Origin of the sequence: Microbispora bryophytorum, assembly GCF_006874465.1 — a bacterium.
Classification (GTDB): Bacteria; Actinomycetota; Actinomycetes; order Streptosporangiales; family Streptosporangiaceae; genus Microbispora; species Microbispora bryophytorum.
Map to the genome: position 1 here is coordinate 337879 of NZ_VIRL01000004.1, position 17490 is coordinate 355368.

Consider the following 17490-nt stretch of genomic DNA (forward strand, 5'->3'; position numbering starts at 1 on the left):
GTCGTGACAAGATCTGACGACATGACCCTGACCGTCCCCGGCGGCACCGTCCTGTCGGTCGTCATCGGCTCGCGCGCGTACGGGCTGGAGACGGAGGAGTCGGACGTCGACAGGCGGGGCGTGTTCGTGACGCCCACACCGTTGTTCTGGCGGTTCGACAAGCCGCCGGACCACGTGGAGGGGCCGCTGCCGGAGCAGTTCTCATGGGAGGTCGAGCGGTTCTGCGTGCTCGCGATCGAGGGCAATCCGGCCGCGCTGGAGTGCCTGTGGTCGCCGGTCGTGGAGCTGGTCACCCCGGTGGGCGAGCGGCTGCTGGCCCTGCGCCGCGCGTTCCTGTCGGGGAAGGCGGAGCGGGCGTTCGCGGGATCGGCCGCCCGGCAGTTCCGCCGTCTCGGGCCGGAGGACCCGCCCCGGCCGGGCGGCGACGTCAGGCGCTGGAAGATGGCCATGCACATGATCCGGCTGCTGCTGAGCGCCGCCCACCTGGCCGGGCACGGGGAGCCGCTGATCGAGGTGGGCGGCCACCGCGACCGGCTGCTCGCCGTACGGTGGGGGAAGACGCCCTGGGCCGAGGTGCTGGAGTGGCGTCGGCGGCTGCTCGCCGAGCTGGACGAGCGGCCCGGGAGCGCGCTGCCCGGACGACCGGACCGCGCGGCCGTCGAGGAGTTCCTCGCCGACGTGCGGAGGTCGGCTCTGTGACCGAGATCGAAGGAGGGGCGCCGTGACCGCCGTCCTGCCGTCCTGGCTGCCCGAGGTGGCCGCGGGTGAGCGGCACCCGCTCGCGTTCGCCACCGTGAGCGGCGCGCATCTGTACGGATTCCCCTCGGTGGACTCGGACGTGGACCTGCGGGGCGTGCACGTGCTGCCGGTCGAGCAGGTCGTCGGCCTGCGCACGGGTGAGGAGACCGTGACCCGCTCGTGGATCCGCGAGGGCGTGGAGGTCGACCTCGTGACCCACGACCTCGCCAAGTTCTGCCGGCTGCTGCTCGGCCGCAACGGCTACGTGCTGGAGCAGCTCCTGTCGCCGCTGGTCGTGACCACCTCCCCGCTGCACGAGGAGATGCGTGCCCTCGCGTGGGGCTGCCTGACCCGGCACCACGCCCACCACTACCTCGGTTTCGCCCGCACCCAGCGCCGGCTGTTCGACCGCACGGGGGAGCTGAAGCCGCTGCTGTACGCGTTCCGGGTGCTGCTCACGGGCATCCATCTCATGCGTACGGGCGAGCTCGTCGCCGACCTCACCCTGCTCCTGGACGGCGGGCCGCCGTACCTGCCCGGCCTGATAGATGCCAAGCGGGCGGCCGAGCACGGCGGGCTGCCGGACGACGCGCCCGGCGGGGAACGGCTCGCGGCCGACCTCGACGCGCTCACCGCCCGCCTGGAGGACGCCCGGGACGCCTCCGCACTGCCGGACGTCCCGTCGGCCCACGACGCCCTGCACGACCTCGTCGTACGGACCCGGCTCGCCGGAACGCCCGTCGGGGGACCGAACTGGTGAAACAGGACGGGGACACGCGAAAAACGCGGGGTGCCGCACCGGACGCGGGGGCCATCGCGGATAATGGGCGAAGCCGCCACCATCCCAGGAGAACGCTTTGACCACCAAGTTCGGCAAAGACAACCTCGACCTGGCCGCGAGCGCGGAGGCACTGGCCGACAGCGCGCCCACCGGATCGTTGCGTCACGCCGCCGCCAAGTCCGTCGCGATCACCTTCGCCACGACCCGTGACGCCGCTCAGGCCCGCAGCACCCTGGACGGCATCTCGCCCGCAGACGTTCGCCAGGCGGCGCTGGAGATCTTCGACGAGCTCTCCGCCCGCGCCGACTGACCCGCGCGACGTGCGGGAACCGGCCGCCCGGTGTGTCCGGGCGGCCGTCCCGTCGCCGTGCCCCCCGTGCCCTCCGTGGCCCCTGTGCCTTCCCGCGTCCAGCTGGCGATCACCGGCGAGCCGCGGGGCTCTCGTGGGGGGCGTGAAATGAGCGGGCCGGCGCCGGAGGGCGTCGCCGGGGCCGAGACCGCCGATGCCCGGGTCACGCTGCTGACCTTCGGGCACGGCACCGCGCCCCGGGGACATCTGATCCCGCTGCTGAACGGTGCCGGCGTACGGGAGGTGGTCGACGTCCGGACCGTTCCCGGCAGCAGGCGCAACCCCGACGCCGCCCGCGCGGCGCTGGCGGACTGGCTCCCCGAGGCGGAGATCGGCTATCGATGGGACAGGCGCCTGGGCGGGTTCCGCAAGGCGGCTCCCGGCTCGCCCGACGTCTTCTGGGAGAACGCCTCGTTCCGGGGATACGCCGGTTACACCCGGCATCCCGACTTCCTGGCGGCGATGGATGAGCTGCTCGCGCAGGCGCGCGCCGCCCGGACCGCCGTGATGTGTGCGGAGGCCGTGTGGTGGCGCTGCCACCGGAGGATCATCGCTGATTTCGCCGTCCTCGCGCGGAGCGCGCGCGTGCTGCACCTGGCGCACGACGGAAGGCTCACCGAACACACACCGACCTCCGGCGCCCGCCTGCGCGACGACGGGCTCCTCGTCTACGACCGGGTGTGAAACAGGCTCGCTCCACCGGAGGCGGACGAGCGAAAGGCCGGACCCCAAAGGGATCCGGCCTCTGCCGTACTAGATGGTGGGCGATACTGGGATTGAACCAGTGACCTCTTCCGTGTCAGGGAAGCGCTCTCCCGCTGAGCTAATCGCCCTTGGACGAACCAAGAGGTGGAGACGGGATTTGAACCCGTGTACGCGGCTTTGCAGGCCGCTGCCTCGCCTCTCGGCCACTCCACCGTGTCGAGCCGCACAGTGTGAAGCTCCACAGTGTCAAGCTCCGAGCGGAAGACGGGATTCGAACCCGCGACCCTCACCTTGGCAAGGTGATGCTCTACCACTGAGCCACTTCCGCGTTCCCGGCTCTGTCCGGCCGGGCTCACGGGAAGACTTTATCCAATGTCTCGCCCACTCCCCAAATCAACGACGTTCTCCCTGCTCACACCGCGGGTTCCGGCCGATGCTTCCAGCTCCGTCGAACCGTCCCCGCGTTAGCGTCAAAGCATGTCTGTGACACATGACCGCACACACGCCGCTGTCCCCGGCGCCGCAGGGGACGCTCCGGAGCCCGGGACGCCCGGGATCGGGGAGAGCGCCGAGATCGCGGGGGACGCCGACATCGCCCCCGTCGCGGCCCTGATCGCGGACGGCGCCCGCGCGGCGATGCTCACCGCGCTGCTCGACGGCAGGGCGCTGGCGGCGGGGGAGCTCGCCAGGATCGCGGGGGTGAGCGCCCCCACCGCGAGCTCCCATCTGGCCCGGCTCCTCGACGGGGGTCTGGTGACCGTGGTCAAACAGGGACGGCATCGCTACTACCGCCTCGCAGGCCCCGACGTCGCCCGCACCCTGGAGGTGCTGGCCCGGATCAGCGGGCGCGTCGCCGTGCGGTCCCTGCGGCAGTCGCGGCAGGCGCGGCTGCTGCGGGAGGCCCGCAGCTGCTACGACCACCTGGCGGGCCGGGTGGGGGTCGAACTGTACGACGCGCTGGTGCGCGAGGGGGGCCTGATCGAGGCCGACGGCGGCTGCCTGCTGACCGTGAGCGGCGCCCAGGCGCTGTCGGAGCTCGGCGTGGACGTGGACCGGGTGCGCCGCGCCCGCCGCAGGTTCGCCCCCGACTGCCTCGACTGGCTGGAGCGCCGCCCGCACCTGGGCGGAGCACTCGGCGCGGCGGTCCTGGACCGGCTCCTGGCGCGGGAGTGGCTGGTGCGCGGCACCGTGCCCCGTGCCCTGCGGCTGACCGGCACGGGAAGGGAGGGACTGGAAAGGATCTTTGGCTGTAAGGACCTAAACTGAGATACGCTAGTTACTCGCCACGCGCGCAGGGTGCGAGCGGCACGACGTGAAAGAGTGGGACGATGCACGACAGCGAGGTCGTGGCCGTCGGCCCGGGACCGCTCGCCTTCGACGACGTGGTCCGGGTCGCGAGGTACGGCGCACAGGTCCGTCTGACGGACGACGCGATCGCCGAGATGGCCGTCTCGCGGGGGCGGATCGAGGAGCTCGCGGAGGCCGACACCCCGGCCTACGGCGTCTCCACCGGGTTCGGCGCCCTCGCCACCCGGCACATCGACCCTTCGCTGCGCGCCCGGCTCCAGCGCAGCCTCGTCCGCTCGCACGCGGCCGGCTCCGGGCCGGAGGTGGAGCCGGAGGTCGTGCGCGCCATGATGCTGCTGCGCCTGCGCACGCTCGCCACCGGGCACACCGGCGTGCGCCCGGTCACGGCCCGGGTGCTGGAGTCCCTGCTGAACGCCCGGCTCACCCCGGTCGTCCACGAGTACGGCAGCCTCGGCTGCTCGGGAGACCTCGCCCCGCTCTCCCACGTCGCCCTGACGATCATGGGTGAGGGCGTCGTGAGGGACGCCGAGGGACGCCTGCTGCCCACCGCGGAGGCGCTCAAGGAACACGGCGTCGAGCCCGTCGAGCTGGCCGCCAAGGAGGGGCTCGCGCTGATCAACGGCACCGACGGCATGCTCGGCATGCTCGTGCTCGCGCTGCACGACCTGTCGCGGCTCCTCACCACCGCCGACATCAGCGCCGCGATGAGCGTGGAGGCGCTGCTCGGCACCGACTACGTGTTCGCGGCCGACCTGCAGGCGCTGCGGCCCCATCCCGGCCAGGCGCTGGCGGCGGCGAACATGCGGACGCTGCTCGCCGGCTCGGGCGTGATGGCCTCCCACCGCGACGGCTCCTGCACCCGTGTCCAGGACGCCTACTCCCTGCGCTGCGCCCCCCAGGTCGCCGGCGCCGCCAGAGACACCCTCGCCCACGCCTCCGCCGTCGCCGCCCGCGAGATCGCCAGCGCCATCGACAACCCCGTCGTGCTCGCCGACGGCCGGGTGGAGTCCAACGGCAACTTCCACGGCGCCCCGGTGGCGTACGTCCTGGACTTCCTGGCCATCGCGGCGGCCGACCTCGCGTCGATCGCCGAGCGGCGCACCGACCGCATGCTGGACGTGGCGCGCAGCCACGGCCTCCCGGCGTTCCTCGCCGACGACCCGGGCGTCGACTCCGGCCACATGATCGCGCAGTACACCCAGGCGGCGATCGTGTCCGAGCTGAAACGGCTGGCGGTGCCGGCGAGCGTGGACTCGATCCCGAGCTCCGCCATGCAGGAGGACCACGTCTCGATGGGCTGGTCGGCGGGCCGCAAGCTGCGCCGCGCCGTCGACGGGCTCAGCCGCGTGCTCGCGATCGAGCTGCTGACCGCCGCCAGGGCGCTCGACCTGCGCGGGCCGTACGCGCCCGCGCCGGGGACCGGTGCGGTGGTCGAGGCGCTGCGCGAGGCGGTGGCGGGGCCGGGGCCCGACCGCTTCCTCGCGCCGGAGATCGAGGCGGTCGTCCGGCTCGTCGAGACCGGCGCCGTGGTCGCCGCCGCCGAGTCCGCCGTCGGCCCCCTGGGCTGAGACCTCGGGGGGCGGCGACCACCTCGACCCCCTTCGCCGGCTCCGGCCGGAACAGCCGTTCGGCCCGCACGGTCGCGCCGGCGGACGGCTCGCGGGTGACGAACCGGCTGAGGACCGGGCCGCACTCGTGCGGCCGGTCCATGCCGGTCGGGAACGTCCTGATGGTCAGGATTCGGTGGGGGTTCGCGCGGTCCGGGACGCCGCGAACGGAACGACGGCGGTGAGGTCGTGCCCCGCCAGCCCGGCCGCGACCGCGTCCGCGAGCAGGTCACGGGCGGCGGCGGTCACCGTCTGGTGGCTTCCCGGCCCCTCCGTGGCCAGCCGCAGGTCCTTGGCGGCCAGGCCGAGGGCGTACCTCGTCTCGAAGGGGCCCGACTCGACCACCGGCCGCAGCCGCTCCGCCAGCCCGGCCAGCGGCGTCGCCCCGAGGACGTCCAGGAGGGCGGTGCGGCCGACCCCGAGGCCGTCCGCGTAGGCCAGCGTCTCCGCGAGCCCTGCCTGGGCGGTCACCAGCGCGCTCATCACGGCGAGCTTGGTCGCGGCGCCCGATCCCGGCCCGCCCGCCTCGTGGACCGTCCCGAAGACCCGCAGCACCTCCGACACGCGGTCGAGGTCCTCCGCGCGGCCCCCGGCGAGCACGGCCAGCGTTCCCTCGGCGGCCGGGCCCACGCTGCCCAGCACGGGGGCGTCGACCAGGCCCACACTCTCGGGGAGCAGGCCGCGCAGCCGCCGCACCGCGTCGGGGCCGATCGTGGACATCTCCACCAGCACCGATCCCGGCCGCAGCCCCGGCAGCGCGGCCCGCACCACCTCGGACACGGCATCCGGATCACTCAACATGGTGATCACGATGTCCGCTCCGGCGACGGCCGCGGCGGGGGAGGGGGCCGCCTCCGCGCCCGGCATCTCCCGTGGCGTACGGTTCCACACAATCACCTTGTAACCGGCGGCGACGAGGCGGCCGGCCATCGGGACACCCATACGCCCCAAACCAAGAAAAGCAATCATGTCCTGGACATTATTGGAGGGGGAAACCACTCCACCAGCGACTAGATTGCATGGCGTCCATTCCCTTCGCTTGTGGATCCCCTGCCTCACGGATGGAGCATGTTCGACACCGACGCGCTTGTTCTGCTCGACGTCGTGGCCCGGACGGGGTCGTTCACGGCCGCCGCGATCCAGCTCAACTACACCCAGTCGGCCGTGTCCCGGCGCATCGCGTCCCTGGAGGCCCAGGCGGGCGGCCCGCTGTTCGCGCGGCTGCCCCGGGGGGTACGGCTGACGCCGGCGGGCCGGACGCTGCACCGCTACGCCCGCGAGGTGCTGGAGCGGCTCGGCCGGGCGGCGGAGGAGCTCGCCGCCATCCACCAGGGCAGCGGCGGGCGGCTGCGGGTCGGCGCGTTCGCCACGGCCAACGCCGTGCTGGTCCCCGCCGCCCTGCGCGACCTGCGGGCCTCCCGCCCCGAGGTGACGGTCGGCATGGTGGAGGGCCTGAGCACCGTGCTCATGGACGGACTCGGCCGCGCGGAGATCGACATCGCGGTGGTGAGCGACTATCCCTCCGGGCTGGGGGCCGGTCCCGAGGTGGAGGTCACCCGCCTGATGGAGGACGAACTGCTCGTCGCCCTCCCCGCCGACCATCCGCTGGCCGGGTGCGAGAAGGTGGACCTGCGCGACCTGCGTGACGAGAGCTGGATCGAGGGCGCACCTCCCGGCACCGTGACCATGCTCGGCGCCGCCTGCGCCCGGGCCGGCTTCGCGCCCAGGGTCGAACTGCGGATCGGGGAGTGGACCGGCAAGCTCGGCTATGTGGCCGCGGGGCTCGGGGTGACGCTGGTGCCGGCCATGGCCGCGCCCGCCGTACGCGGGGACGTGGCGCTGCGGTCGCTCGGCGAGTTCGCGCCGCGCCGCACCGTGTACGCCGCCCTGCCGCGCAGGGCCCCGCTCCCGGCCGCCCGCGCGCTGCTCGGCCTGCTGACCCGGCGGGCCGTCTGATTCACGGCTCCGGGAGCCACCCGGCCGCCCGGGGACGCGACAATGGACACGTGTACGACGCCTTCGCCCACATCGGGGGATATCTGGCCACCGGCCTGCGGGAGGTGACCACCGACCTGGCCGCTCTCGACGGCTCCGGCTGGTGGGCGGTGGTCGTGTCGTACGAGGGGAAGGTCGTCTGCGCGCGGTTCGACACGGTGCGGCCCGCGCCGCTGCCCACGCCGCGCGGCCGGTGGCGGGGACCCGACCCCGGCGCCTGGGGCACGTCCCTCGACCGGGAGGGGTATGAGCGGGGCGTCCGGCGGATCAGGGACTACATCGAGCGGGGAGAGGTCTACCAGGCCAACCTCTGCCGCATCCTGTCCGCGCCGCTGCCCACGCCGGACGTGGACCCCCTCGCCCTCGCCGTACGGCTGGCGGAGGGCAACCCCGCGCCGTACGCGGCCGTCGTGGGCGTGCCGGGGCTGACGGTCGTGTCGGCCTCGCCGGAGCTGTACCTGTCCAGGAGCGGCGCGGTGGTCGAGTCCCGGCCGATCAAGGGCACCGGCGTGACGGCGGACGACCTCCTCGACAAGGACTACGCCGAGAACCTCATGATCGTCGACCTGGTCCGCAACGACCTCGGCCGCGTGGCGGAGGTAGGCTCGGTGAGCGTGCCCTCGCTGTTCGTGGTCGAGGAGCACCCCGGGCTCGTGCACCTGGTGTCCACGGTGAGGGCGCGGCTGGCCGGCGGCGTCGGCTGGCCGGAGCTGATCACCGCCACCTTCCCCCCGGGTTCGGTGACCGGAGCGCCGAAGTCCTCGGCGCTGCGGATCATCAACGAGCTCGAACCGGAGCCCCGCGGGCCGTACTGTGGGGCCGTGGGCTGGGTCGACGCCGACCGGCGCGAGGGGGCGCTGGCGGTCGGCATCCGCACCTTCTGGATCGAGCACGACAGGATCCGGTTCGGTACGGGCGCGGGCATCACCTGGGGGTCCGACCCCCGAAGGGAATGGCACGAGACCGAGCTCAAGGCCGCCCGGCTCATCGGCCTCGCGTCCGCGGGCGGGCCGCGACATCGGTAACGAACGGAGCAGGAGATGTCTGTACCCATCTGGGTGAACGGGGAGCTGTACGAGCCCGACAAGGCCGTGGTCTCGGTGTACGACCACGGGCTGATGGTCGGCGACGGCGTGTTCGAGACGGTCAAGGCGGTGAACGGGGAGTCCTTCGCGCTGACCCGCCACCTCGACCGGCTGGCGCTGTCGGCCAAGCGGATGGACCTGCCCGAGCCCGACCTCGCCGCGATCGCCGACGGCGTGCGCCGTTGCCTGGCGGCCGCGCCGAAGTGGCCGCTGGCGCGCATCAGGATCACCTACACCAGCGGCCCCGGGCCGCTCGGCTCCGACCGGGGGTCGGCCGGCACGAGCGCGATCGCCATCGTGGGCGAGCAGGCGCCGTTCCCCGCCACCGCCGACGTCGTCGTGGTGCCCTGGCCCCGCAACGAGCGCGGCGCGCTGTCCGGCGTCAAGAGCACCTCCTACGGCGACAACGCCAAGGCCCTGGCCTACGCCAAGGAGCGCGGCGGCGCCGAGGCGATCTTCGAGAACCTCGCCGGAAACCTGTGCGAGGGCACCGGAAGCAACATCTTCTTCGTCACCGGCGGCCGCCTGATCACCCCGACGCTCTCCTCCGGCTGCCTGGCCGGCGTCACCCGCGCGCTCGCCCTCGAATGGTGCGGCGGCGAGGAGGCCGACGTGCCGATCTCGGCGCTGTACGAGGCCGAGGAGGCGTTCCTCACCTCCACGACCCGTGACATCCAGCCGATCAGGGCCGTGGACGGCAAGGTGCTGCCGCAGGCGCCCGGGCCGGTCACGCTGGAGGCCATGAAGGTCTTCGCCGAGCGTTCGGCGGCCGACCTCGACCCGTGATCCTCAGTACGGGCGCTGGCTCTGGGCGTTGAGCTCCTCCAGGCGCACGGCCTTGGCGGGATCGGTCCGGGGGTCGTCGAGGCGCAGCACGTCGAGGCCGTTGGTGATGTCGCTGGAGTAGATGTAGCCGTTGTAGTAATAGGCCGACCAGGAGCCGCCGAGGTGAAGATCCGGCGGCAGCGGTCCGCGCTCGAAGTAGGCGATCTCCTGGGGATGGGCGGAGTCGGTGAAGTCCCAGACCGAGACTCCGCCCATGTACCACCCCTGGACCATCACGTCGCGGCCCGGGACGGGCACCAGCGCGCCGTTGTGGGCCACGCAGTTCTCCTCGGCGCTCTGGACCCGCGGGATCTTGAAGTAGCCCTGCCGGACGAGCCTGCGCTCCGGCGTCAGGGTGTAGATCGCGTCGGCTCCCTTGGTCGCGCTGACCGAGGGCAGGCAGGTGGCGGCCATCCCGCCGCCCATCTCGTCGCTGAAGACGACCTTGGTGCCCTCGTTGTCGAACGTGGCCGAGTGCCAGATGGAGAAGTTCTTCTCGTCGCGCACGGTCTGCAGCAGCGTGGGGTGCACCGGGTCGGAGATGTCCAGCAGGACGCCGTCGCCGAAGCAGGCGCCCGCGGCCAGGTCCTTGTCGGGGTAGACGGTGATGTCGTGGCAGCCGCCCGTCTCCTCCTCGCCCGCCGGCCTGCCCGCGAACAGCTCGGGCTTGGCCACGACCCGCGCCTGCCCGGGGTCGGCGACGGGAACCTCCACGATCGAAATGTTCTGGTGGGGTGGCCGGCAGTTCGTCGTGTCCGGTTCCGGGCCGGGGGAGGAGACGTACAGGTAGACCGTGCCCGCGTCGCTGCCCGGCACGACGGCGTGCGTGTGGGAGCCGCACTCGGTGCGTACGGCCTTGAGGTAGCGCGGGTGGGTCTTGTCGGAGATGTCGAAGACGCGGATGCCCTCCCACGCTCCCGCGGCCGCCGGGTCTCCGGCGTCGCTCGCGCAGGTGTCGTCCGTACGGGGTTCGTCCACCGACAGGAACAGCAGGTCGCCGGAGACCGAGATGTCGTTCTGCCCGCCGGGGCACCGCACCCGGGCGACGGCCTTGGGGTGCTCGGGGTCGCCGATGTCGTGCACCGTGAAGCCCCCGTAGTTGCCCACGAACGCGTAGCGGCCCTGGAAGGCCATGTCGGTGCCCCAGTCGTCCGGGCCGTCGAACGGCGCCGCCAGGGGAACGTTGGCGACCAGCGTCATGTTGGGGCTGTGCCTGATCTCGTCTTGGCCCGGGATGCCGGTCGGGGCGGCCGCCGGGGACGACGCGGGCTCCTCTTCGGAGGCGCAGGCCGGGGCCAGGAGGACGACGGCCGCCACCAGCACGGCCTTCAGCCTCGCTCTGCTCACATCGCCCCCAAGTCCGCGGATCATCACCCACTATGGAAGTTATGTCGAGCCCGGGGCCGGTGCGGACCGGATTGGTAACGGTTGTGCTGGCAGTTGCGCCGGTACTGGCCGCTTGCGCACCCGAGGCCGCTCCACCGGCGCGCGCCGACGCCCAGGTGATCGCCCCCGGCGCCCCCGGGCAGTCCGAGTCCCCGCCGGCCCGCGCACGGGCGGCGGAGGGGCCGGTGGCGGCGGACGTGCGGTTCGCCGAGGAGATGATCCCGCATCACCGGCAGGCGCTGGAGATGGCCGGCCTGGCCGCGGCGCGCACCGGGGACCCGCTGGTGACGGCGGTGGCGAATCGCGTGGTGGACGGGCAGCGCCCGGAGATCGCCGTGATGGAGTCGTGGCTGCGGAGCCTGGGCCGCACCCCGCCGCCCGCGCACGATCACAGTACGGGTGACCACGGGATGAGCGGCTACGGCATGGCGAGCGAAGAGGAGCTCACCCGCCTGCGTACGGCGCGGGGGCACGCCTTCGACACGCTGTTCCTCACGCTGATGATCCGGCACCACGAGGGCGCGGTCGGCATGGCGGCGCTGGAACTGCGCCGGGGACGGGACCGGGCCATGCGGGCGATGGCCCAGGACGTCATGTCCGGCCAGCAGATCGAGATCGCGCGGATGCGGGGGATCGAGCGGAGGCTGGGCCAGGGAGTGTCTGACAAATGCTGCCCGTCGCCGCCTGTGCCAGGCACGGCTGGGCGCGATTCGTCAGACACCGCCTGAGTCTCGTTAGGAGCTCCGTCGTTAGGAGCTCCAGAGCATGTTGGTGAGCTCCTCGTCCAAGTCCATGAAGTCGGTCTCACGACCGGCTGAGACGAGCTCGTAGGTCCGATGCAGGAACTCGGTGAGAGGGGCCAGAGGCACCTCGAACAGGGCCTGGCCGAAGGGCGAGGTGAGGCTGATGTTGAGCGTCCGCTCACCGTCCGAACGGGCCGGCCACACCTGGACGTCTCCGTCTCCCACGCGCCGCACGATGCCCACGGTCAGCAGCTCACGGGCGAAGATCCACTCGACCGGCTCGTCATTCCCCACGTGGAAGGCCATCCGGATGGCGTACGGGTCCTCGGCCGTGTAGCTGAGGCCGGCGAGCAGGGGGACGGTCGTACGGTCGGGGACCACAAGCCGAAGGCCCAGCTCGGCAGAGACGGTGGTGCTGTTCATCGTCAGCCAAACCTTTTCGTCGTCGGGTCCCCTGTCAGGGGCTTTCACTGCGTCTTCACTGTGCGGTCGGGCCTCGCCGGGCGTTGGTGCTACGAGACGAACGAAGAGACCCGTAGGAAAGATTCCGCCTCCAGGCCCTTCTGTAACGCAGATCACAGCTTGACATTCGGTCATCTACCAGCTCAAACATCACCAACAGGCTTGTCCTTACCTCTGCTTTGCGTGTCGGCGGGGCCGCGCCGGCGATGCCATTGCGGGCGAATGATCTCAGGTCGTGCGTATAGGTCGAGCATGGAGCATCACGATGCTATGACACCACACCCCCACGCCGGGGATGGTCTGGCGAACCTTTCGAAGGTGTTGACGAAGGCGGGACGATCGAGCCGACCGGTCCGTGCTTTCGCCACCACCCCCTCGAGTGCGGTATGGTTTTCCCCGTCGGCGCCGCAAGGCGCAGACGATCCCGGGCGATTAGCTCAGCGGGAGAGCGCTTCGTTCACACCGAAGAGGTCACTGGTTCGATCCCAGTATCGCCCACACGATCAAGGCCCGTCGGAGACCACATCTCCAACGGGCCTTTTCGCTGTTCAAAGCTTTGGCCTCTAGCCGCTCGGGCCGCCCCCCCGTAGAGATCAGCGGCGGGGAGGACTGTTTGATCCAGGTCGGCGGTGTGGCCGATCTGCTTCACACCGAAGAGGTCACTGGTTCGATCCCAGTATCGCCCACCATGTTCGTGCAGTTCAGGAGGCCGGGCCGCTGTCCAGCGGGTCGGCCTTTCACTTCGTCTGGGTGACTACTGTTCCGGTGCTCTATGGATCGGTTGCGTCATCAGTCCATCCAGTGGAACCAGACGTCGAAGATCGAGTGGGGCGGTCCGTCGTCGAGGTTCGTGTCGATCCTCAAGTGGGGCAAGGCCGGTCGGCTGAGGAGACGAGGACCGACGAGGGCGATGCGGTGTCGATCCAGGACCTGGAAGATCTGTTCGCAGCCCTTCTCCCATCCGGGGATCGGCATTTCGGTGACGGCGTTGAGGCAAGGCATGGAGTGGTACCCGTGACCGTCGGGGTGATGGGAGCGCTCGTCGGGCGACAGCACGCACGCGATCGGGGCGAGGCGGCACAACGCCACTGATAATCCTTGAACCGTCGTGTGGCCGTCTAGATCGACGCGACGAGCGGATCCGTTACGCCGGGTCAAGAAGACGTCCACGAACGACGCGTAGCCGGAGCCGTAGTGTCCGAACTCCGCGTGCTCCACGACCAGTTCGGGAACTCGATTGAGATTGGCGACCACCCGGCGCAGGTACCCTTCCGCGGCCCGCACCCCACCTGCCCAGGCGCCTTCACGGCCTACCAATTCGTCCCGGGAAGCGCGGATCTGCGAATCGCGATCGAAGAGGAAGGCCTCGACGTCGGCAGGTACGTGATCGTCCTTGCGCATGCCGACAGTCTGCCGGACGATGTGAGCTGATCGATTCGGCGGAACATTCGGGGTGCCCCAGGCCGCGGCGGTAGCCTGATGGCATGACAGCCGAGCCGGTGCATCACGCCGAGGACGACCCTGCGGAGATCTTGCGTGTGCTGCCGGAGCGGTGGCACGAGCAGTTCCTCAGCGAGTACCACAGCGCGTTGGACGCGGCCCACGAGGTATGGCGGTTCCAGCAACTCCGCGAGCTGTTGCGTGTGTGGCGACTGCATGCGGCCGCGGTGTCCAATCCGGACTTCGCCCGTGCCGAGCAAGCGGTTCGCGAGGGCCGGCGTGACGAGTTCGTGTCGATGGACGATGCTTTTCCTGGCTGGGCCGACCGCCGATGAGCTACCGTGTGGAGCTCCACGTGGCGGCGCTGTCTCAGATGAAGGGCCTGCCAGGAGAGGCGCTTGATGCCCTGATCTCACGCACGACGGATCTTCTGGAAGAGCCATGGGATGCGCGCTCCCTTTACAAGGACGAGCCCGAATTCCGGATGACTACCTTTGGAGAGTTCGGCGTCATGTATTTCAAGGTGGACGAGGCCGACGAGCTCATCACCATCTTCAATGTGACATGGGCGGGGTAACGGCGAGACGTAGCAGCAAGTCGGATCGCGTCGGTCATCGGATTGAGTGACGAACTGAGTGACAACGACCGTGGACGCCCACAGACGGAGACGGACATCCACGGATAATCGGTCCAGGTCAGAGCAGCTTTTGATCCAGGTCGGCGGTCTGGCCGATCTGCTTCACACCGAAGAGGTCACTGGTTCGATCCCAGTATCGCCCACCAGCATCACAGCAGGTCAGAGCCCGGACGGCGACACAGCCGCCGGGCTCTTTTTTTGATCGTGCGTTGCTCGTGCGTTATCGCGTTCGCCCCACGCCGCACGCACCGCGTCGTGGGCGTTCGGCGCGAGGTGGGCGTACAAGGGCCGTTCCTTCCGGCGGTCGCAGCGCGTACAGCGAACTCATGCTGCCCGAGAGCACACAGTCCGAGCCGCACGCACCCCACGGCTTGACGGGTTCAAGGGCTTGACTCAACATTTCAAAAGATGTTCGAAACTCCCGCCATCGTGCTGGTACACGGTGCCTTCGCCGATGGTGCCAGCTGGGCGCCAGTGACGCTGCGGCTACTTGACCAGGGCGACAAGGTCCTCGTGCCACCCGTCTTCAACCACCGCCTGTCCGGCGACGCGGCTTACATCGAGGCGTTCGCGGTATCACAGTGGCCTCTGTCGACGATCGCGTTCGGAGAGCCGCATCGGTGGCCGCGTGGAAGACCAAGCCGGGCTGGGAATCGTCTCCAGCGCCGACCGCACCATCAATGCCGATGTCGAGCGCTTCGGTTACAAGCGGGCCGGGCTGCGGAAGGTGATTGAGATCGATGCTCCTCACCTGGTGATGCAGACCCACCCGTCCGAAGCGGCGACCTCCATCACCGACGCGATCGCCGAACTCGGCTGAGATTCAACCTGGCACACAAGGAGCAGAGGTATGACCATGGCAGGAAACCCTTTGGGCATCTCGCTTGAGAAGGCGGCGCAGGGGTTCATCGATGCGACCGCGGAGCCCCCGTTTCTCCACCAGCTTGCTCCAGAGGCGGGTCGCAAGGCCGTCGACGCAGTGCAGGACAGTCCGATCTTCAAACCCGAGATCGACGAGGAGTGGATCAGCGTCGACGGCGGCCCCACCGGTTCGGTGAAAGTCCGCATAGTCAAGCCCAAAGGCGCCGTCGGAACCCTTCCAGTGATCATCTACACCCATGGCGGCGGCTGGGTGTTCGGCGGTGCGCACACCCACGACCGCCTCGTACGCGACCTGGCCGTCGGCGCGAACGCGGCCGTGGTCTTTCCCGAGTACGACCGTTCCCCGGACGTGCAGTACCCGGTCGCGAACGAGCAGTCCTACCGTGTGGCTCAGTGGGTTGACACCGATGGCGCCGGGAAGGGGCTGGACTCTTCGAAGATCGCTATCGCGGGCGACTCGGTAGGGGGCAACATGGCCATCGCTTTGACGCTTATGGCGAAAGAACGCGGTGACGTCTCGTTCGTCCAGCAGGTGCTGTTCTACCCGGTGACCGACGCCAACTTCGACACCCCTTCGTACACGGAGTTCGCCGAAGGCTACTTCCTCACCCGCGAGGCGATGAAGTGGCTCTGGGATCAGTACACCATCATTGAGCAGGACCGCGCACAGGTCACGGCCTCGCCGCTGCGCGCCACCGCCGAGCAGCTGACCGGCCTGCCGCCCGCGCTGATCATCACCGCTGAGGCCGACGTTCTGCGGGACGAGGGGGAGGCGTTCGCGGGCAAGCTGCGTGAAGCGGGCGTTCCAGTCACGCAGGTGCGGTACGGGGGGATCATTCACGACTTCGTAATGGTCAACGCCATGCACGACACTCACGCGGCCAAAGCTGCCGTCGCGCAGGCCGTCGCCGTTCTCAAGGAAGCCCTGCACGGCTGAGCCAGTCGTCGGTGCCGGGCCGACATCACCGGTCCGGCACCAACCACGTGATCAGGTTTATGTGCCCGCGACCGGCGACATTCGGGTGTATCTCCGGCCAACCAGTGCCAGGGCTGTTCGGAGTTGGGACCAGAGGGTTGTCGATGGATGTGCCCTTGACACAAAATTCAACTCAGTTGATCATCCTTGTGTTAAGTCTTCACGCGGATCCGGGCCGTCGGCTCGGTGGAGTTGTCGAGCCCGCCAACGCCCCCGGGACACAAGTAGCGGGGCGTCGCCCGATCGACTCAAGGAAGTGGGAGCGACCATGATCACCCCGTATGACGACGAGGACGGCATGTTTCTCGTCCTGATCAATGACGAGAGTCAGCAGTCGCTCTGGCCACAGACGTTCGGTGCCGAGCCGGACGGATGGCGTTCCTCCAGCACGCCTCCGGCTCGGCGAACACCCCCAAGGGTGTGACGATCGCCGACGGCGCCTTGACCGCGAACCTGTAAATGGTCATCACGACCGTCGGCTCATGCCGCCGATGGACTTGCTACGTGTTGCGAGCCGCTGCCGGGCCACCGGCACCGCCGCCCCCATTTCCGGCTACGAGTCGTGCGTCCGCCGCCTCGGCGACCGCGACCCGGCGACGGTCGGCATCCCAGGCACCACCTGAGCGGCGAGACATTCGCCGCGTCCGCAGCGTACGCCCCTCCAGCCGGCTCTTCTGAGAGCTCCGGCCGGTGGAATCAGCCACCCATCACTCCCGGAGAGACCAGTGGACATCGTGAGGGCAAACGACCTGCTCGTGCTGGGCGACGAAGAGCTGAAGCTGTACGCCCCGGTCGAGCACGAGGCGAATTTCCAGTACCAGGAAATCTTCGAGCACGAGTGCTACGACCAGTTCTCCCTCTCGGAGAGACCCACGATCGTCGACGTCGGCGCGAACATCGGCCTGTTCACGGTCTTCGCCAAGCGGCAGTGGCCGAGCGCCTCGATTCTTGCCTTCGAGCCGGTGCCGCGAACCGCCGACTACCTGTGCCGCAACATCGAGCTGCACGGGCTGACCGGGGTCCGCGTCGTCCGAGAGGCCATCGGTGAGCGTGTCGAGGACACGTCATTCGTGCACTACCCGAACATGCCAGGCAACTCCACGCGCTATCCCGAGGACAAGGAGTTGCAGGTCAGCGTGGTCAGGCAGCGGCATCCCGACTGGGATGTGACCGCGCAGTACGAGCCCGAGTATCTCACCGTGCCGGTCCGCCGTCTGGAGAGCTACCTGTCCGGCCTGGCGCACATCGACCTTATGAAGGTCGACGTGGAGGGCGCGGAGCTGGAGGTGCTGCGCGGCATCGCCGACGACCAGTGGGACCGCATCGACAATGTGGTGATGGAGGTCCAGGACCTGCACGGCCGGATGGCCGAAATCAGGGAGCTGCTGGAGGCGCGCGGCTTCCGCTGCGAGATCCAGCCGTCCCCGATGGTCTACCCGGAGATCTTGACCTACCTGCTGTTGGCGCAGCGCGGCGCCTGACCCCGGTGCGCCCCGGCTGCCACTCCGGCCGGGACACACCGGCCGGGCGCCGCGCGCCGGTCTCATTCGCCGTATTTCTTCGCCCAGCGC

Annotated in this window: 21 protein-coding genes and 4 tRNA genes; 18 read left to right on the top strand and 7 right to left on the bottom strand. The window is 70.0% G+C overall.

The window, feature by feature from the left end:
* Positions 1–3 precede the first annotated feature (3 nt).
* From FLX07_RS11700 to FLX07_RS11715, 4 genes are all read left to right on the top strand, one after another.
* Complete coding sequence (locus FLX07_RS11700) at positions 4–699, top strand: nucleotidyltransferase domain-containing protein (RefSeq protein WP_229689686.1); 696 nt, start codon at positions 4–6, stop codon at positions 697–699.
* Between the two features lie 22 nt (positions 700–721).
* Positions 722–1498 (top strand): nucleotidyltransferase domain-containing protein, encoded by a 777-nt coding sequence (locus FLX07_RS11705; protein ID WP_142570506.1) that lies wholly within the window; start codon positions 722–724, stop codon positions 1496–1498.
* 97 nt (positions 1499–1595) lie between these two features.
* A complete protein-coding gene (locus FLX07_RS11710) occupies positions 1596–1829 on the top strand; it encodes a hypothetical protein (RefSeq protein ID WP_142570507.1) in 234 nt (77 codons plus the stop codon).
* Between the two features lie 147 nt (positions 1830–1976).
* Positions 1977–2552: a DUF488 domain-containing protein gene (locus tag FLX07_RS11715; protein ID WP_142570509.1), complete on the top strand. Its 576-nt coding sequence runs from the start codon at positions 1977–1979 to the stop codon at positions 2550–2552.
* Between the two features lie 74 nt (positions 2553–2626).
* On the opposite strand, the gene FLX07_RS11720 is transcribed toward FLX07_RS11715, so the two are convergent.
* From FLX07_RS11720 to FLX07_RS11730, 3 genes are all read right to left on the bottom strand, one after another.
* Positions 2627–2701 (bottom strand) — tRNA-Val (locus FLX07_RS11720).
* 14 nt (positions 2702–2715) lie between these two features.
* A tRNA-Cys gene (locus FLX07_RS11725) sits at positions 2716–2786 on the bottom strand.
* A gap of 43 nt (positions 2787–2829) precedes the next feature.
* Positions 2830–2901: transfer RNA gene (locus FLX07_RS11730), tRNA-Gly, on the bottom strand.
* A gap of 149 nt (positions 2902–3050) precedes the next feature.
* Here FLX07_RS11730 and FLX07_RS11735 point away from each other — a divergent pair.
* Together FLX07_RS11735 and hutH are read left to right on the top strand one after the other, a co-directional pair.
* Entirely contained in the window at positions 3051–3839 is a 789-nt protein-coding gene (locus FLX07_RS11735) for an ArsR/SmtB family transcription factor (RefSeq protein ID WP_142570510.1), read from the top strand.
* A 62-nt stretch (positions 3840–3901) separates the two neighbouring features.
* Positions 3902–5449 (top strand): histidine ammonia-lyase, encoded by a 1548-nt coding sequence (gene hutH / locus FLX07_RS11740; RefSeq protein WP_142570512.1) that lies wholly within the window; start codon positions 3902–3904, stop codon positions 5447–5449.
* Between the two features lie 165 nt (positions 5450–5614).
* Here the strand turns inward: hutH and FLX07_RS11745 are convergent, their stop codons facing one another.
* Positions 5615–6430 carry an NAD(P)-dependent oxidoreductase gene (locus tag FLX07_RS11745; protein ID WP_229689687.1) on the bottom strand — a complete coding sequence of 272 codons (816 nt, stop codon included), beginning with the start codon at positions 6428–6430 and terminating at the stop codon, positions 5615–5617.
* A 126-nt stretch (positions 6431–6556) separates the two neighbouring features.
* Here FLX07_RS11745 and FLX07_RS11750 point away from each other — a divergent pair, with 126 nt between their 5' ends.
* From FLX07_RS11750 to FLX07_RS11760, 3 genes are read left to right on the top strand one after another with little or no spacing between them, the layout of a single operon-like run.
* Positions 6557–7444 (top strand): LysR family transcriptional regulator, encoded by an 888-nt coding sequence (locus tag FLX07_RS11750; protein ID WP_142570514.1) that lies wholly within the window; start codon positions 6557–6559, stop codon positions 7442–7444.
* A 50-nt stretch (positions 7445–7494) separates the two neighbouring features.
* Complete coding sequence (locus tag FLX07_RS11755; protein ID WP_142570516.1) at positions 7495–8508, top strand: chorismate-binding protein; 1014 nt, start codon at positions 7495–7497, stop codon at positions 8506–8508.
* 15 nt (positions 8509–8523) lie between these two features.
* Entirely contained in the window at positions 8524–9354 is an 831-nt protein-coding gene (locus FLX07_RS11760) for an aminotransferase class IV (RefSeq protein ID WP_142570518.1), read from the top strand.
* 3 nt (positions 9355–9357) lie between these two features.
* On the opposite strand, the gene FLX07_RS11765 is transcribed toward FLX07_RS11760, so the two are convergent.
* Entirely contained in the window at positions 9358–10740 is a 1383-nt protein-coding gene (locus FLX07_RS11765; RefSeq protein WP_229689688.1) for an LVIVD repeat-containing protein, read from the bottom strand.
* An 83-nt stretch (positions 10741–10823) separates the two neighbouring features.
* On the opposite strand from FLX07_RS11765, the gene FLX07_RS11770 reads away from it, so the two are divergent.
* Positions 10824–11507, top strand: coding sequence for a DUF305 domain-containing protein (locus FLX07_RS11770; protein WP_229689689.1), 684 nt, complete (start codon positions 10824–10826; stop codon positions 11505–11507).
* A 21-nt stretch (positions 11508–11528) separates the two neighbouring features.
* On the opposite strand, the gene FLX07_RS11775 is transcribed toward FLX07_RS11770, so the two are convergent.
* Positions 11529–11945 (bottom strand): SsgA family sporulation/cell division regulator, encoded by a 417-nt coding sequence (locus FLX07_RS11775; RefSeq protein WP_139575157.1) that lies wholly within the window; start codon positions 11943–11945, stop codon positions 11529–11531.
* A gap of 465 nt (positions 11946–12410) precedes the next feature.
* On the opposite strand from FLX07_RS11775, the gene FLX07_RS11780 reads away from it, so the two are divergent.
* A tRNA-Val gene (locus FLX07_RS11780) sits at positions 12411–12482 on the top strand.
* Between the two features lie 291 nt (positions 12483–12773).
* Here FLX07_RS11780 and FLX07_RS11785 read toward each other — a convergent pair.
* Complete coding sequence (locus FLX07_RS11785) at positions 12774–13385, bottom strand: hypothetical protein (protein ID WP_142570524.1); 612 nt, start codon at positions 13383–13385, stop codon at positions 12774–12776.
* A gap of 83 nt (positions 13386–13468) precedes the next feature.
* On the opposite strand from FLX07_RS11785, the gene FLX07_RS11790 reads away from it, so the two are divergent.
* From FLX07_RS11790 to FLX07_RS11820, 7 genes are all read left to right on the top strand, one after another.
* Positions 13469–13759, top strand: coding sequence for a DUF6247 family protein (locus FLX07_RS11790; protein ID WP_142570526.1), 291 nt, complete (start codon positions 13469–13471; stop codon positions 13757–13759).
* Positions 13760–13767: 8 nt separating this feature from the next.
* Positions 13768–14001: a hypothetical protein gene (locus FLX07_RS11795; protein WP_142570528.1), complete on the top strand. Its 234-nt coding sequence runs from the start codon at positions 13768–13770 to the stop codon at positions 13999–14001.
* A 688-nt stretch (positions 14002–14689) separates the two neighbouring features.
* A complete protein-coding gene (locus FLX07_RS37660) occupies positions 14690–14881 on the top strand; it encodes a hypothetical protein (RefSeq protein ID WP_223853275.1) in 192 nt (63 codons plus the stop codon).
* A 30-nt stretch (positions 14882–14911) separates the two neighbouring features.
* Positions 14912–15880 (top strand): alpha/beta hydrolase, encoded by a 969-nt coding sequence (locus FLX07_RS11805; protein ID WP_373292533.1) that lies wholly within the window; start codon positions 14912–14914, stop codon positions 15878–15880.
* A 307-nt stretch (positions 15881–16187) separates the two neighbouring features.
* Positions 16188–16343: an MbtH family NRPS accessory protein gene (locus tag FLX07_RS11810; protein ID WP_142570530.1), complete on the top strand. Its 156-nt coding sequence runs from the start codon at positions 16188–16190 to the stop codon at positions 16341–16343.
* A 58-nt stretch (positions 16344–16401) separates the two neighbouring features.
* Positions 16402–16542, top strand: a complete 141-nt coding sequence (locus FLX07_RS11815) for a fatty acyl-AMP ligase (RefSeq protein WP_142570532.1) — start codon at positions 16402–16404, stop codon at positions 16540–16542.
* Between the two features lie 102 nt (positions 16543–16644).
* Complete coding sequence (locus FLX07_RS11820; RefSeq protein WP_208762164.1) at positions 16645–17400, top strand: FkbM family methyltransferase; 756 nt, start codon at positions 16645–16647, stop codon at positions 17398–17400.
* Positions 17401–17490 lie beyond the last annotated feature (90 nt).